Origin of the sequence: Neobacillus sp. 19 (assembly GCF_049463095.1) — a bacterium.
Classification (GTDB): Bacteria; Bacillota; Bacilli; order Bacillales; family Cytobacillaceae; genus Neobacillus.
This window is the reverse complement of the sequence record NZ_JBMPZU010000040.1, coordinates 1-13,883: the sequence shown is the minus strand read 5'-3', so window position 1 is coordinate 13,883 and position 13,883 is coordinate 1. Positions and strand designations below refer to the sequence as shown.

18 protein-coding genes and 1 pseudogene are annotated in these 13,883 nt (G+C 42.5%); all 19 read left to right on the top strand.

Annotated elements, in window-relative coordinates:
* Window positions 1-15 precede the first annotated feature (15 nt).
* Window positions 16-1,302, top strand: coding sequence for an NAD-dependent dihydropyrimidine dehydrogenase subunit PreA (gene preA, locus ACO1D1_RS13100; protein ID WP_423336172.1), 1,287 nt, complete (start codon window positions 16-18; stop codon window positions 1,300-1,302).
* A gap of 27 nt (window positions 1,303-1,329) precedes the next feature.
* A complete protein-coding gene (gene hydA / locus ACO1D1_RS13095) occupies window positions 1,330-2,751 on the top strand; it encodes a dihydropyrimidinase (RefSeq protein WP_423336171.1) in 1,422 nt (473 codons plus the stop codon).
* A 151-nt stretch (window positions 2,752-2,902) separates the two neighbouring features.
* Window positions 2,903-4,375 carry an NCS1 family transporter gene (locus tag ACO1D1_RS13090; RefSeq protein WP_423336170.1) on the top strand — a complete coding sequence of 491 codons (1,473 nt, stop codon included), beginning with the start codon at window positions 2,903-2,905 and terminating at the stop codon, window positions 4,373-4,375.
* Between the two features lie 22 nt (window positions 4,376-4,397).
* A complete protein-coding gene (locus tag ACO1D1_RS13085; protein WP_149870338.1) occupies window positions 4,398-4,616 on the top strand; it encodes a hypothetical protein in 219 nt (72 codons plus the stop codon).
* A gap of 88 nt (window positions 4,617-4,704) precedes the next feature.
* Entirely contained in the window at window positions 4,705-5,739 is a 1,035-nt protein-coding gene (locus tag ACO1D1_RS13080; protein ID WP_423336169.1) for a PucR family transcriptional regulator ligand-binding domain-containing protein, read from the top strand.
* 207 nt (window positions 5,740-5,946) lie between these two features.
* The gene (locus ACO1D1_RS13075; RefSeq protein ID WP_423336168.1) at window positions 5,947-6,321 is read left to right on the top strand and encodes a PucR family transcriptional regulator; all 375 of its coding nucleotides are present in this window, start codon (window positions 5,947-5,949) and stop codon (window positions 6,319-6,321) included.
* Window positions 6,322-6,622: 301 nt separating this feature from the next.
* Window positions 6,623-7,585 (top strand): sugar-binding transcriptional regulator, encoded by a 963-nt coding sequence (locus tag ACO1D1_RS13070; protein WP_423336187.1) that lies wholly within the window; start codon window positions 6,623-6,625, stop codon window positions 7,583-7,585.
* Window positions 7,578-8,237, top strand: a complete 660-nt coding sequence (gene pduL / locus ACO1D1_RS13065) for a phosphate propanoyltransferase (protein ID WP_149870335.1) — start codon at window positions 7,578-7,580, stop codon at window positions 8,235-8,237. The genes ACO1D1_RS13070 and pduL overlap by 8 nt, the downstream gene beginning before the upstream one ends.
* 5 nt (window positions 8,238-8,242) lie before the next feature.
* On the top strand, window positions 8,243-8,971 hold the full coding sequence (locus ACO1D1_RS13060) for a hypothetical protein (protein WP_423336167.1): 729 nt from the start codon (window positions 8,243-8,245) through the stop codon (window positions 8,969-8,971).
* A 14-nt stretch (window positions 8,972-8,985) separates the two neighbouring features.
* Window positions 8,986-9,285 (top strand): EutN/CcmL family microcompartment protein, encoded by a 300-nt coding sequence (locus ACO1D1_RS13055; protein ID WP_149870333.1) that lies wholly within the window; start codon window positions 8,986-8,988, stop codon window positions 9,283-9,285.
* 2 nt (window positions 9,286-9,287) lie between these two features.
* A complete protein-coding gene (locus tag ACO1D1_RS13050) occupies window positions 9,288-10,709 on the top strand; it encodes an aldehyde dehydrogenase family protein (protein WP_423336166.1) in 1,422 nt (473 codons plus the stop codon).
* Between the two features lie 103 nt (window positions 10,710-10,812).
* Window positions 10,813-11,091, top strand: coding sequence for a BMC domain-containing protein (locus tag ACO1D1_RS13045; protein WP_149872702.1), 279 nt, complete (start codon window positions 10,813-10,815; stop codon window positions 11,089-11,091).
* 11 nt (window positions 11,092-11,102) lie between these two features.
* A complete protein-coding gene (gene tpiA, locus ACO1D1_RS13040) occupies window positions 11,103-11,942 on the top strand; it encodes a triose-phosphate isomerase (protein ID WP_423336165.1) in 840 nt (279 codons plus the stop codon).
* A complete protein-coding gene (locus tag ACO1D1_RS13035; protein WP_423336164.1) occupies window positions 11,939-12,394 on the top strand; it encodes an RpiB/LacA/LacB family sugar-phosphate isomerase in 456 nt (151 codons plus the stop codon). The genes tpiA and ACO1D1_RS13035 overlap by 4 nt, the downstream gene beginning before the upstream one ends.
* Before the next feature lie 15 nt (window positions 12,395-12,409).
* The gene (locus tag ACO1D1_RS13030; RefSeq protein ID WP_149870329.1) at window positions 12,410-12,697 is read left to right on the top strand and encodes a EutN/CcmL family microcompartment protein; all 288 of its coding nucleotides are present in this window, start codon (window positions 12,410-12,412) and stop codon (window positions 12,695-12,697) included.
* The gene (locus ACO1D1_RS13025; RefSeq protein WP_423336163.1) at window positions 12,698-12,973 is read left to right on the top strand and encodes a BMC domain-containing protein; all 276 of its coding nucleotides are present in this window, start codon (window positions 12,698-12,700) and stop codon (window positions 12,971-12,973) included.
* Window positions 12,973-13,236: a EutN/CcmL family microcompartment protein gene (locus ACO1D1_RS13020; protein WP_423336162.1), complete on the top strand. Its 264-nt coding sequence runs from the start codon at window positions 12,973-12,975 to the stop codon at window positions 13,234-13,236. Before ACO1D1_RS13025 ends, ACO1D1_RS13020 begins: the two co-directional genes overlap by 1 nt.
* Window positions 13,237-13,253: 17 nt before the next feature.
* The gene (locus ACO1D1_RS13015; RefSeq protein WP_423336161.1) at window positions 13,254-13,385 is read left to right on the top strand and encodes a hypothetical protein; all 132 of its coding nucleotides are present in this window, start codon (window positions 13,254-13,256) and stop codon (window positions 13,383-13,385) included.
* A gap of 20 nt (window positions 13,386-13,405) precedes the next feature.
* Window positions 13,406-13,763 (top strand): annotated as a pseudogene (gene deoC / locus ACO1D1_RS13010) (deoxyribose-phosphate aldolase); the annotation flags it as partial.
* Window positions 13,764-13,883 lie beyond the last annotated feature (120 nt).

Sequence of the window (13,883 nt, the reverse complement as noted above, 5' to 3'; positions counted from 1 at the left end):
AAAGGGGGAAAAGTGATGGCTGATTTACGCATTAATCTTGCAGGAATAAAATCTCCTAATCCGTTCTGGCTGGCATCTGCACCGCCTACAAATTCAGGCTACCAAGTTCAGAGGGCTTTTGAAGCCGGCTGGGGCGGGGCAGTTTGGAAGACATTAGGTGATCCGATCTTGAATGTATCATCCAGATTTGCCGCGATTAGTTTTAACGGACAAAGGGTAGCGGGTTTTAATAATATCGAGCTCATTACCGACCGGCCATTAGATGTGAATTTAAAGGAAATCTACGAAACGAAAAAGCGATTCCCTGACCATGCCATTATCGCCTCGTTAATGGTCGAGCCAAAGCAGGAAAAATGGCATGAAATTGTCAAGCGGGTGGAGGATGTCGGGGTTGACGGCCTAGAACTTAACTTTGGCTGTCCGCACGGAATGGCAGAGCGGGGAATGGGTTCTGCTTCCGGCCAGGTGCCGGCGCTTGTCGAAAGGCAAACATATTGGGTAAAAGAAGTGGCCAAGACACCTGTTATTGTAAAATTGACTCCAAATATAACGGATATTACCGCTACAGCCGAAGCAGCATGTAATGGCGGAGCAGATGCCATTAGTATGATTAACACAATCAATAGCTTAATGGGAGTAGATCTTGACTCCTGGAATACCATCCCGCATGTCGCAGGCAAAGGGGCACACGGCGGTTATTGCGGACCCGCGGTTAAGCCAATTGCCCTTAATATGGTTGCAGAATGTGCCAGACATCCGCATATTAATGTACCAATTTCCGGAATTGGCGGCATATCGAATTGGCAGGATGCAGTGGAATTTATGCTCATGGGGGCAACGGGGATTCAAGTTTGTACAGCCGCAATGCACCATGGTTTTCGCATTGTCGAGGATATGATTGAGGGCCTCAGCCATTACTTAGACAGTAAAGGGATTGCATCTGTATCAGACATTATTGGAAAGTCTGTCCCAAGATACTCGGATTGGGGGAATTTGGACTTAAATTACAATATTGTTGCCAAAATCAATACCGATGTTTGTATCAATTGCAACAAATGTCATATTGCCTGTGAAGATACGTCCCATCAATGCATCGATATGCTTACAGATGAATCAGGAAAAAGCTATCTTAAGGTACGAGAGGAAGACTGTGTAGGCTGTAATTTATGTTCAATTGTCTGTCCGGTTGATGGTGCGATTGACATGGTTGAAGCAGCAAGGGAACTGCCGCCAATGACATGGAATGAGCGTCAATCCGCTTTAAATGTTGCAGTAGAATGCAAAGCAGATGTAACCAAGTAAGAGAGATAGAATAGGAGGAACCAATCAATGAAAAAAATTATTAAAAATGGCACAATTGTTACTGCATGTGACACGTACCAAGCAGAGATATTAATCGAAGATGGAAAAGTATCACAAATTGGCAAGAATTTATCAGCTCTTGGTGCAGAAGTCATTGATGCGAAAGGCTGCCTTGTCTTTCCGGGAGGGATTGACCCTCACACCCACTTAGACATGCCTTTTGGAGGAACGGTGACAAAGGATGATTTTGAATCGGGCACCATTGCTGCTGCCTTTGGCGGAACCACAACCGTAATTGACTTTTGCTTAACCAATAAAGGGGAACCGCTTAAGAATGCGATTCAAACGTGGCATGACAAATCACGAGAAAAAGCAGTTATTGATTATGGTTTCCACTTGATGATCTCAGAAATTAACGAAAATGTTCTTAATGAACTTCCACAGGTCATAAATGAGGAAGGAATTACCTCGTTTAAAGTATTTATGGCTTACAAAAATGTGTTCCAGGCTGATGATGAAACATTATTCCGTACATTAGTTTCCGCGAAAGAACATGGAGCATTGGTAATGGTCCACGCGGAAAATGGCGACGTCATCGATTATTTAACGAAAAAGGCATTAGAGGAAGGAAAAACAGAACCCATTTATCATGCGTTAACAAGACCGCCTGAATTAGAGGGTGAGGCAACAGGACGGGCGGCAAAGCTTACTGGACTGGCAAACTCGCAGCTCTACGTTGTCCATGTATCCTGTGCTGATGCAGTGGAAAAAATTGCGGAGGCACGCAGTAAGGGTTTTGATGTTTGGGGCGAAACATGTCCTCAATACTTAGTCCTCGACCAGAGCTATTTAGAAAAGCCGAATTTTGAAGGAGCAAAATATGTCTGGTCTCCGCCATTACGTGAAAAATGGAACCAGGAAGTTCTTTGGAATGCCTTAAAGAGCGGTCAGCTGCAAACACTTGGCTCTGATCAATGTTCGTTTGATTTTAACGGGCAAAAGGATTTAGGGAAGGAGGACTTCACTAAGATCCCGAATGGGGGACCGATTATTGAGGATCGTTTATCCATTCTATTTTCAGAGGGAGTGAAAAAAGGACGCATTAGTCTCAACCAATTTGTTGATATCACATCTACTCGCATTGCCAAACTGTTTGGCTTGTTCCCGAATAAAGGAACAATTGCAATTGGTGCTGACGCAGACATCGTCATTTTTGACCCAGCGATTGAACGGGTAATCTCAGCTGAAACCCATCATATGGCGGTAGATTACAACGCCTTTGAAGGGATGAAGGTGACGGGGGAGCCGGTTTCTGTTTTAGTTCGCGGGGAATATGTGATCCGTGATAAGCAGTTTGTGGGGAATCCGGGATCTGGGCAATATTTGAAACGGGCAAAATATAATACGAGTGCCGCAACGGCCCAAGACCAAACTTTATCAATCAACTAAATGACCAAGCTTCACTTCACCAATTATGGAACCACTCCTGCAATTGCTCAGAACGTCCTGGGCAATTGCCGTTTTTAAATTGAAATGCTGTTGTCGGTTTTGAATTTTGGAATCTAAAATTCTTGTAGAATAACCGAAATGGAGTGTTCATATGAAAAAAAGCCACTTAAAATCGCCCGACTTATTACCGATTCATCAAAAAGATCGAAAAATAACCAAATTAGGGTTTTCATTTATGTGGGTGGGAATGTGTGTCGTTCTTGCCGCCTTTGCCATCGGGGGCTCCGGAATTATGAGCCTTTCATTACCCTGGGTAATTCTCGCCACCGTCATTGGCAGCCTCGCGATTGGTTTTTTCATTTCATTAATCGCTGATATTGGGATTGAACACGGGTTGTCCTTTCCTGTTTATATGAGGGCACCTTTTGGTACGATAGGTACCCATATTCCTTCGATTACGCGTGGAATAACGGCATCGATGTGGTTTGGGATTAATACGTATTTTGGTGCGACAGCCATGAACGGCATCTTAAATATTTTATTTGGTTTTGATAATTGGTTTATCTGCTTCCTCATTTTTGCTGTTGTTCAATTAGTTAATACTGCTTTAGGAATTAAATCGATTGAGCGATTTGCTGACCTTGCTGCTCCTATCATTATCTTAATTTCGTTGTGGATGTATTCGTCTTTATCAGATAAAGCTGCAGCTGCCGGAAGAGATATTTGGAGTTGGGCGGAGTCCCCTGTTACGGGCGGTGCTGCCTTTACTGCCTTTTTAGTAGTTATTTTCAGTAACATGGGCTTTTGGGCAACATTGAGTGCCGATATACCGACTATCTCCCGTTTTATTAAAGCGCCCGCACATGAAAAGAACTGGTTTAAACGTAATAAAGGCTCCTTAATTGGAAACATGGTTGCGATGCCATTAACGCAAACCTTTATGATCATTATTGGTGCTGTTGCCTATGCTGCGGTATTAAATTACGACCCTGTTGTTGCGCTTCAGGAATCTGCTAGCGGTTTTATCCTTGCTGTTCTGCTATTGATGATTGTGTTGGCCCAATGGTCAACCAATACCGCCGCAAATGTTGTTCCAGCAGCCACCATATTCTCTAATGTGGGAGGTCCGAAGTTTCCATTTTGGGCGGGTGTAATCACTGCAGGTATTGTTGGCACCATCGTCCAGCCATGGACATTGTTTGGTGTCATTATTCCGATTCTGCTCATTGTCGGGGGAATATTATCGGCTATTGTAGGTATTCTATTTGCCGATTATTATTTGCTTCGGAAACGACGTGTTAATGTCCCTGAATTATATGAAGATCATGGTCAGTATAAATATATGGGCGGTGTAAATGCTGCTGGATTTTTTGCCTGGATTATCGGTGGAATTGCATCCTATTTTGTGCCGGAATATGGGTTTTTAATAGGCTTCTTAGTTGGTGCAGGAATCTACTATGTCCTTGCTAAATACTGGTGGTTCAAAAAATATAAGCAAGCGGAAATTGAAGATCCCAGCGATGAAAAATATTTAGGTATTTCTGTTGGCCGTGATTGGGTTATCGAAGACAAGGCATTTGAACCTGTTATAGAGGAAATTCCAAATAATGTAGATTTATACTAAATCAGAATTTGAGGAGGATAACATGTCAGAACATCAGCAATTTCTCGATGAAAGAGACAAAATTGATTTCCTTATCCAAAAGGGCTGCCGGATCAGTGGGGTAAGAGAACATTTAAACGGAGCTTCCGTTGATTTTCTACACCCAAATGGCAACGTAACCGAAACCCTTCTTATCGGAACAGCAAATGGCCGCAAGTATTTCTCACATTTTTTAATTAACCAGAAACAGGCAAACAGCTAAGAAAGGGTTTCGCAAAATTAGGGAAGGATTGGTCGAATGGTCAATCCTTCTTTACCCAAATATCTTAAGTTCAAGGAGAATCATAGGTATGAAGGGACATTTCCAATTAACGGTCGCAGATATTTTTAAGCGAAAACATTTTGAACATGCCATAGTGATTGCAGGGCATGGAGGCATCCAGCGGACCGTCAAATGGGTTCATGTGGTGGAAGCGACTAGTATTCGGAATCTGTTAAATGGGCATGAGCTCATTTTATCAACCGGTGTTGCCTGGAAGGACAATTCAACTTTATTTGTGTCAATGGTCAGGGAATTCATTGAACAAAATGCCGCTGGATTGTGTATGGAGATTGGAACGTATTTAACTAAAGTTCCTGATGAAGTCATTGAAATTGCCAATGAACATCAATTTCCGATCATTATTTTTCAAAAAGAAGTTCCGTTTGTTGAAATTACCCAAGATTTACATTCGGTTATCATTAATCAGCAATATCAAAAAATTTCGGATTTAGAGAATTATTCACAGAGCCTAAATAAACAGTTGCTAACAATCGAAACATACGAGGATATCCTTCAGTTTATTTTCTCGGCTTTAGATGTCCAAATTATTTTCCGTCTGAAAAATCAGGAGTATGAATTTGTACCAGAAATAAGCAGCAGTGAACAATCTGTTATTATACAACAGCTAAAAAAGGCAAAAAAACAAGACAATCTACATATCGCTGCATCGCCAATTTTCTTATTTGGTCAGGAATATGCCGAGTTGTTTATATATTCCAAAGATATTCCGATCAACGAATATGATTTATTGATTTTGGATCGAACAGCCACTGCATTAGCCCAGCATTTATTAAGAGATTTATTTGTAGAGGAAAAAAAGCGGGTGCAAGAGTTTGAATGGCTCCATGGCTGGTTGGAGAATGAGCATTCACTCGAGGAAATCCATGATTACTTATTAGAAAATGGAATAAAAACAAAGACGAATGATGCTGTGGTTATCCTCACGAAACATATCCCTATGAAAGAAAAAGCAGGTCAGGATATGACTTATTTAAAATTATTGTTTCGATCAATTTTTGAGCAAAATGGATTTTCGGTTTTTTTTGTTGATAAAGAAACGTAATTACCTTCATTCTATTGAATAATCGTACGAAAAGGAATTTGAAGGAACGAATTAAAAAAGCAATCGAATCCATTAAGGAATCTGAATTTATTCAGAAACAATCCTCGGCGAAATTCATCATCGCAGCCGGGAAGTTTATTCATTCCGTAGGTGACGTACATAAAAGCTATCAATCAGCAAAAAGAGACTCTACGAATACAACAAAAAATGCCAAACAAACAAATTTCCCATTTTTACGAGGATTTACATTTATACCGTCTCATTTCTCAATTAAGTGTGTATAACGATTTACAGGAGCTGTCAGCAGAATATCTTCAGCCTGTTATTCAATATGACCGTACATATAATGCTAGGCTTCTAGAAACGTTAAAAGTCTATTTGGAATGTAATGGCTCTAAACAGGAAACATCTAACAAACTGTATATTGTAAGGCAAACATTATACCATCGACTCCAGAAGCTTGAAAACCTCTTGGGGGAGGATTTTATGGCGCACGAAAAAAGGGTCGCCATTGAATTTATGCTTCTTGTCCATGATTACTTATCTGCTGCTAAAGAGAGGCGGGACCATCAAGTCTTGTGAGTTAATTTTGAAATAAAATACTATAGGAATAGAAAAAGAACACTCGCAATCTTACAATTTGTAAATTGCGAGTGTTTTTTTTACTATAAAATGTCGAAATACTCCGAAAGAGTAATTGACAGTGGCTTTCCATCGGTTATAATGAAATTAACATATGTTCATCATGGTTTAGCATAATTTCAGTTATTTGTGTTTTTTGAAATATTGTACATATTAGTTAAACAATGTTTTGAAACCGTTTACTTTTTTAGGGAATGGTTGTTTTTGAATATGATAACTATAGAAAAATAGGTGAATGATGATGGCGGATGAAAAAATATCGCGGCTAGTGGAAGTGGCTAAAATGTATTATCAATTAGACTACAGCCAGCAGGAAATTGCGAAGAAATTAGGTATTTCCCGTCCTACCGTCTCAAGGCTTCTCGTCCAAGCTGTTCAAGAGGGTGTTGTTCATATAAAAATATGTGACCCCACTGAAAATGTTCTCGAGCTTGCAAAAAGGGTAAGAGATAAATTTCAGCTAAAGGACTGTATTGTCGCTCCGATTCCGGAATATGAGGATGAACTAATAAAAGAGAAACTAGGAGAAGTTTCTGCCGATTACTTGCATAAGATTGTACAAAGCGGAGATACCATCGGGATCACTTGGGGAACAACCCTTTTTCAACTAGTCAAAAAACTGCAGCCTAAGAATGTAAAGGATGTAACGATTGTCCAGCTTAATGGCGGGGTGAGTTACTCAGAATCCAGTACATATGCATCAGAGATTATCAATGGGTTGGCAAATGCTTTTCATACGACCCCGCATTTCTTGCCAGTTCCAGCGGTTGTTGACCATATTGTTGTAAAGCAGGCCATTGTTGCCGACAGGCATGTGAGAAGGATTTTGGAACTAGGCAAACAGGCAAATATTGCGATATTCACGGTAGGAGAGCCCGGTGAACAATCCACATTGATGCACGCCGGCTATTTTTTAGACAATGATATCGAAATACTAAAGTCAAATAAAACCGTCGGTGATATTTGCTCGCGGTTTATTGATTTGAAAGGACATATTAGTCACGAGGCTCTAAATGATCGTACGATTGGTATTGAACTATCACAATTAGTTGAAAAAGAATACGGCATCCTTATAGCCGGAGGCAATACAAAAGTTGATGGGATTTACGGTGCCCTTCACGGGGGTCATGCCAATGTCCTGATTACCGACCAATATACTGCCAAGGCTTTACTCGATTTGGGGGGTGATACCATTCATGGATAAAGAAAGAATAAGAGAATTAGTCCAGGAGATTGTCAGGAATACACTGCAAAAATCTAAGCAGGTTCCGATTGCAGTTTCCAATCGCCATATTCATTTATCACCTGAACATGTGGAACGTCTCTTTGGACGCGGCTATCAATTACAGAAGTTGAAGGATTTATCCCAGCCGAACCAATTTGCTGCTAAGGAAACCATTACCCTTATCGGACCTAAAGGAAAGATCCAACATGTACGGGTTCTCGGACCAGCGCGAGGCAGCACCCAGGTGGAAATTTCTCTATTTGACGGATTTACTCTTGGAGTGAAACCCCCGTTACGGAATTCCGGTGATATTAAAGGATCGGCGTCAATCACAATCCAAGGCCCCAGGGGTCAAATCAAAATAAATGAAGGATTGATTTGTGCAAGGCGCCACATTCATATGCACCCTAGCGATAGTGAGTCGTTTGGTGTAGCTGATGGGGATCGGGTCCAAGTGAAGGTAGATGGAGACCGCGGGGTTATTTTTGCAAATGTTTTAATACGAGTTTCACCAAAGTATAAGCTGGAGATGCACATCGACCTTGACGAAGCCAATGCTGCTAACATCAAAAATGGGCAGTTGGGAGAGATTGTGGCACTGGAAAGCACTAAGCATACAGGAGGGGGATGATGGAGATGGGTAGTAAAGAAGAGATTAAAGAAATTGTCAGGGAAGTAGTCCTAGAGTATTTACATAATCATTTACATGAAAATAAAGGACAACCGATCACGATTCTTTTAGGCTATCAATCTCCTAATCCTGCATCGGTTTTGGAAGCAGTTACTCCAATACTGACAGCTTATAAAGTAACGTGGATCCTTTCGAAGGATTGGCTCCCTGCTGTAAATCCATTAAATGGAACATCTTATCTTTTATTGGAAGAGGCAACACAGCAACAATTGATTAGCGTTGTTGAACACTCCTCTGTGCTTGTTGTTCCTGCGGCATCATATCGTTTGCTTTCGAAGCTGGCCCTTACGATAGATGATGAACTGGCTGTCTGGCTTACGGTACAATTTCAAATGCTTGGCAAGCCGATTATCATCGCGAGCAATGATGTAGCGCCAAATGTGTACCAGCAAATCCATGCCCCCCAGTCCGTTCAGGATCGTTTGCAGTTATACATAAGACAGATTCAAGCGGATCAGGTGAAATGGGTTCCTTTAAAAAAGCTGGCAGCAACTGTTGATGACCAATTTAAGGCATACCGGGAGAAACAATCGCTCATTCTTGCAAAACATGTGGAAAAGGCTTCTCAGGAAGGACTTAAACAAATCATCGTCCCGGCAAGGAGTAAGGTGACACCATCTGCAATGGACCTGGCAAAAGATTTAAAGCTTGAGATTAAGAAAAAAGACTCCTAGAAAAGAGGGACGCTATGCTCATATGTAAAGTGGTTGGTTCAATTGTCTCCACCACCAAAGCAGAAAAATTGAAAGGGAAGAAGCTCCTAATCGTCCAGCCGCTTGATTTAAGGACGATTATCGACGACGGTAAACCGCTTGTTGCGATTGACACCGTCGGAGCAGGTGTAGGAGAAGTGGTGTTACTTGTCAGCGGTAGTTCAGCACGGCAAACAGATATGACAAATGGTGTCCCTACAGATGCTGCGATTATAGGTATCGTCGATCAAATTGAAATACAAGGTGCCCTTACTTTCAAAAAAGGAGGTAGCTAATATTGCAAGTAAATGAAAGCGATATCAAAAAAATGGTTGAACAAGTACTGCAGCAATTGGGGCATCCTCAAACGGCCGAAGCTGATGCCGATGAAGGGATCAGCCTTGGCGATGGTGTGTTTGCCACTGTTGATGAAGCAGCAGCTGCGGCAAAGCAGGCGTGGGAAAAACTGCGCAAGCTAACCACTGCCGCAAGGAAACAAATGATTGAAAACATGAGAGCAGCAAGCCGGCAGCATGCGAGGGAGTTGGCGCAGCTTGCCGTGGAAGAAACAAAGCTTGGCAGGATCGAAGATAAAATCGCGAAAATTCTTTTAGCTGCGAATAAAACGCCAGGGGTTGAAGATTTAGTCAGTACGGCTTATTCGGGTGATGATGGATTAACACTTGTCGAATATGCACCGATTGGGGTCTTTGGTTCAATCACGCCTTCAACCAACCCGGCTGCAACCGTGATTAACAATTCGATTTCTATGATTGCAGCTGGGAATACGGTTGTTTACAACCCACACCCTAGTGCAAAACAAGTTTCACTTAAAACACTGAAGCTGTTAAACAAGGCGATAACTGCTGCAGGAGGACCGGAGAATGCACTCACATCTGTGGCTGCACCAAATCTGGAAACGTCTGCGCAAGTGATGAATCATCCCATGGTGAATGCTCTTGTCGTAACCGGCGGCGGTCCTGTTGTAAAGGCCGCGATGGCGGTGGGCAAAAAGGTGATCGCAGCCGGTCCTGGTAATCCGCCTGTTGTTGTTGATGAAACCGCAATCATCCCGCAGGCTGCTGCTGACATCGTAAAAGGTGCCAGCTTTGACAACAACGTGTTATGTACAGCTGAGAAAGAAGTCTTCGTTGTTGATAAAATAGCCAATGCCCTTAAAGCGGAAATGGTGAAAAACGGAGCCATTGAACTGAAAGGCTTCCAATTAGAAAAGCTGCTGGAAAAGATATTGGTGAAGAAAAACGATAAGTTTTATCCAAACAGAGACTTTATCGGAAAAGACGCTCCGGTGATCTTGCAGGCAGCCGGCATCCAAGCAAGCCCTAATGTAAGGTTAATCATTGCAGAAACAACGAAAGATCACCCATTGGTGATGACAGAAATGTTAATGCCGATTTTACCGATCGTCAGGGTTACGGATGTCGATCAAGCAATTCAGCTTGCAGTCATCGCTGAAAAGGGAAACCGCCATACAGCGATTATGCACTCGCAAAACGTTACTAATTTAACAAAAATGGCGCAGGAAATCCAAGCGACTATTTTTGTGAAAAATGGACCTTCAGTAGCGGGTTTAGGTTTTGAAAGCGAAGGATTCACAACACTGACTATTGCCGGGCCGACGGGTGAAGGATTAACCAGTGCGAAAACATTTACACGTCAGCGCCGCTGCGTTTTAGTAGATGGATTTAGAATTATATAGCGAGGTGTGTTAATTGGCCAAATCGAAGGAAGAACAAATCGTCCCTTCACAAGAAGAAAAAGAGGCAACACAAAAACAAGAGGTTACTAAAGGAGGAAATATAATGAGTCAAGAAGCGTTAGGTATGATTGAAACAAAAGGATTAGTAGGTGCGATTGAAGCAGCAGATGCGATGGTGAAGGCAGCCAATGTTTCATTAGTGGGAAGGGAATTAGTTGGAGCAGGAATTGTAACGGTAATGGTCCGTGGTGATGTTGGTGCTGTGAAGGCAGCAACAGAAGCGGGCGCCGAGGCCGCACAGCGTGTGGGTACACTACTTTCTGTACACGTCATTCCACGTCCAAACGGTGATGTAGAAGGTATTTTACCGAAAGCTGAATAAGGTGAAAGAGAATGGAACAATCCATTGAAATTTATATCAAAAACCTTGTAAGAGATGCAATTAGTCATACATTAAGCGGTCTTGAGCTTCAACACGATCGAAAGACGTATGTCATTGGCAATTGGAAAATGAACAATATGGTAGCTGAGGCAGCCGAATTCTTTCATGACCTAAAGAGCAATAAGAATGTATCTGTCGTTATCTGTCCGCCGACACAGCTTCTCTATCCGGCACATCTTTTGATCAAGCAATCAGGAAAACCAATTGCTTTAGGCAGCCAAAACGTCCATTGGGCTGATCAAGGGGCTTACACAGGCGAAACATCCACAAGCATGCTGCTGGATGTTGGATGCGAATACGTCATCATTGGCCATTCCGAAAGAAGGCAGTATGCCGGCGAGGATGATCAACTCGTAAATAAAAAGGTAAAACAGGCGCTAAAGACAGGGCTAACACCGATTATTTGCATCGGCGAAACGTTAGAAGAAAAAAATTCACGGCAAACGGAACGAGTTTTAACGACACAGCTTTTCGGCGCATTGAAGGATGTCAGTTCCAGCGAAGTGATTATTGCGTACGAGCCGGTATGGGCAATTGGAACAGGGCAATCAGCAACAGCTGATTCAGCCCAGCAAACACATGCCTATATTCGCTCCGTTTTGAAGCAAATTCTCGGCCCTCAAGCAGTCGGAATATCGATTTTATATGGAGGATCAGCGAATGAAAGCAATGCTGCCGACTACTGTGTGATGCCGGATATAGATGGCGTACTTGTCGGTGGTGCGAGCCTGAAGGCTCAATCGTTTGACGGAATAATTAATGTATTTGCCAAAGGAGAAAAAAGTAAATGAAAAAAGTTGCGATTGGCTGCGACCATGGTGGATACGAACTGAAAGAAACATTAAAAACGTATTTAACCGAACTAGGTTATGAATATCTTGACTTTGGCTGTAAGGCGGGTGAATCAGTAGACTATCCCGATATCGCCTTTCTGGTTGGCGAAACAGTTGCCACGAATGCTGACTATGTCGGCATCATGATCGATGGTGTGGGCATCGGCAGCGGGATGGTACTAAATAAAATCCCCGGCGTCCGCGGTGCGGTGTGCTGGGATTTAACCTCTGTCATCAACAGTAAAGAACACAATAACGCGAATGTGTTATCGATTGGCGGGCAATTTATAGGCGAAGGTCTTGCAAAGCAATTAGTAAAAACTTGGCTGGAAACCGACTTTGCAGGTGGCCGACATGACCGTCGTGTCACGAAGATTATGGAAATTGAAAGTCGCTTCTTACATCGTTAAAGGCAGGTTAGAAAAATGTTTGTAGCCAAAGTGATTGGAAACATGGTCTGTACCCATAAAAATGAAAATTTAATAGGGTTAAAGCTTCTGATTGTCCAACCAGTTGATGATCAGTTACAGGATAAAGGCAAACCACTTGTGGCTATAGATACGATAGGACAATCAGGACAAGGGGATCTCGTTTATCTTGCCAAAAGCAGGGAGTCTTCCCTACCGCTTAATAAAGATTTAGTCCCATCAGACGCTGGGATTTTAGGAATTATCGATTACTATAATGTGACTAAACGAATGGAGGAAAAATAAATGAGCAACGCATTAGGAATGATTGAAACAAAAGGATTAGTAGGAGCTATTGAAGCGGCAGATGCGATGACAAAAGCAGCAAATGTTACCCTTCTTGGAAAAGTGAATGTTGGGGGAGGTTTGGTTTGTGTCATGGTGCGAGGTGATGTTGGTGCGGTGAAGGCAGCAACAGAAGCAGGTGCCGATGCCGCACAGCGTGTTGGCGAGTTCTTATCTGTCCATGTAATCCCAAGACCGCATACTGATATCGAAAAAATTCTTCCTGCAGTAAAATAATGAAACTAGCAAAAGTGGTTGGGAATGTCGTATCAACGATTAAAACACCGAGTCATCATAATAAAAAGCTAATGGTTGTGATCCCTGTTGATGCAGAGGGGAACGAATGCGGTGAAGCCATGATTGCCTTTGACCGCTTTCAGGCTGGAGTTGGTGATTATGTACTGGTTTTGGAAGAAGGCGGATCGGCCAAGGACATTTTAGAAGATCCAACTGGTTCTTTTGATGCCGTCATTGCCGGAATCGTTGATCGACTACATTAAGGGTGAGGTGAATAAGGGTGCAAATTGAAGCATTAGTAGAACAAATTACAAATCAAATCATGCAGCAATTAACAAATAAGGAAGCGTTGAAGGAGGTTAAACCTTCTGGAAACGTAACGTATAAAGAAGGACCAGCGACCACCATATAGCGGGCCCGTCCGTTGCTCGAATGATCGATCATACACTTTTAAAGCCAGAGGCATCTAAAGAGCAAATCATCAAGCTTTGTGAAGAAGCAAAAGAACATAAATTCGCAACCGTGTGTGTGAATCCATACTGGGTACAGACTGCTGCTAAAGAACTGGAAGGATTCTGGCGTAGGTGTTACCACGGTTGTCGGCTTTCCGTTAGGAGCAACAAGCACGTTTGTGAAATCAGCTGAAACACGTGACGCAATTGCAAATGGTGCAACAGAAATCGATATGGTCATAAATGTTGGTGCACTTAAATCCGGTGACTTTGACACCGTGAAAAAAGACATTGAAGGGGTTGTTTTAGCAGCCAAAGGCCACGCACCTGTTAAGGTTGAAGCGGCGCAAAATTAAAAACGCGAAAGCGTTTCACGATAAATGCGAAAACGCCTATCTAGGTTGTTGGGTTTGGCGGCATCGGTGGCTGCACAACCCAACGAATAAACGGCACAACAT

Bases quoted from the DNA above. Each gene is read 5' to 3' on its own strand.
- preA (WP_423336172.1), top strand. From the start codon at position 16: ATGGCTGATTTACGCATTAATCTTGCAGGAATAAAATCTCCTAATCCG.
- hydA (WP_423336171.1), top strand. From the start codon at position 1,330: ATGAAAAAAATTATTAAAAATGGCACAATTGTTACTGCATGTGACACG.
- ACO1D1_RS13090 (WP_423336170.1), top strand. From the start codon at position 2,903: ATGAAAAAAAGCCACTTAAAATCGCCCGACTTATTACCGATTCATCAA.
- ACO1D1_RS13085 (WP_149870338.1), top strand. From the start codon at position 4,398: ATGTCAGAACATCAGCAATTTCTCGATGAAAGAGACAAAATTGATTTC.
- ACO1D1_RS13080 (WP_423336169.1), top strand. From the start codon at position 4,705: ATGAAGGGACATTTCCAATTAACGGTCGCAGATATTTTTAAGCGAAAA.
- ACO1D1_RS13075 (WP_423336168.1), top strand. From the start codon at position 5,947: ATGCCAAACAAACAAATTTCCCATTTTTACGAGGATTTACATTTATAC.
- ACO1D1_RS13070 (WP_423336187.1), top strand. From the start codon at position 6,623: ATGGCGGATGAAAAAATATCGCGGCTAGTGGAAGTGGCTAAAATGTAT.
- pduL (WP_149870335.1), top strand. From the start codon at position 7,578: ATGGATAAAGAAAGAATAAGAGAATTAGTCCAGGAGATTGTCAGGAAT.
- ACO1D1_RS13060 (WP_423336167.1), top strand. From the start codon at position 8,243: ATGGGTAGTAAAGAAGAGATTAAAGAAATTGTCAGGGAAGTAGTCCTA.
- ACO1D1_RS13055 (WP_149870333.1), top strand. From the start codon at position 8,986: ATGCTCATATGTAAAGTGGTTGGTTCAATTGTCTCCACCACCAAAGCA.
- ACO1D1_RS13045 (WP_149872702.1), top strand. From the start codon at position 10,813: ATGAGTCAAGAAGCGTTAGGTATGATTGAAACAAAAGGATTAGTAGGT.
- tpiA (WP_423336165.1), top strand. From the start codon at position 11,103: ATGGAACAATCCATTGAAATTTATATCAAAAACCTTGTAAGAGATGCA.
- ACO1D1_RS13035 (WP_423336164.1), top strand. From the start codon at position 11,939: ATGAAAAAAGTTGCGATTGGCTGCGACCATGGTGGATACGAACTGAAA.
- ACO1D1_RS13030 (WP_149870329.1), top strand. From the start codon at position 12,410: ATGTTTGTAGCCAAAGTGATTGGAAACATGGTCTGTACCCATAAAAAT.
- ACO1D1_RS13025 (WP_423336163.1), top strand. From the start codon at position 12,698: ATGAGCAACGCATTAGGAATGATTGAAACAAAAGGATTAGTAGGAGCT.
- ACO1D1_RS13020 (WP_423336162.1), top strand. From the start codon at position 12,973: ATGAAACTAGCAAAAGTGGTTGGGAATGTCGTATCAACGATTAAAACA.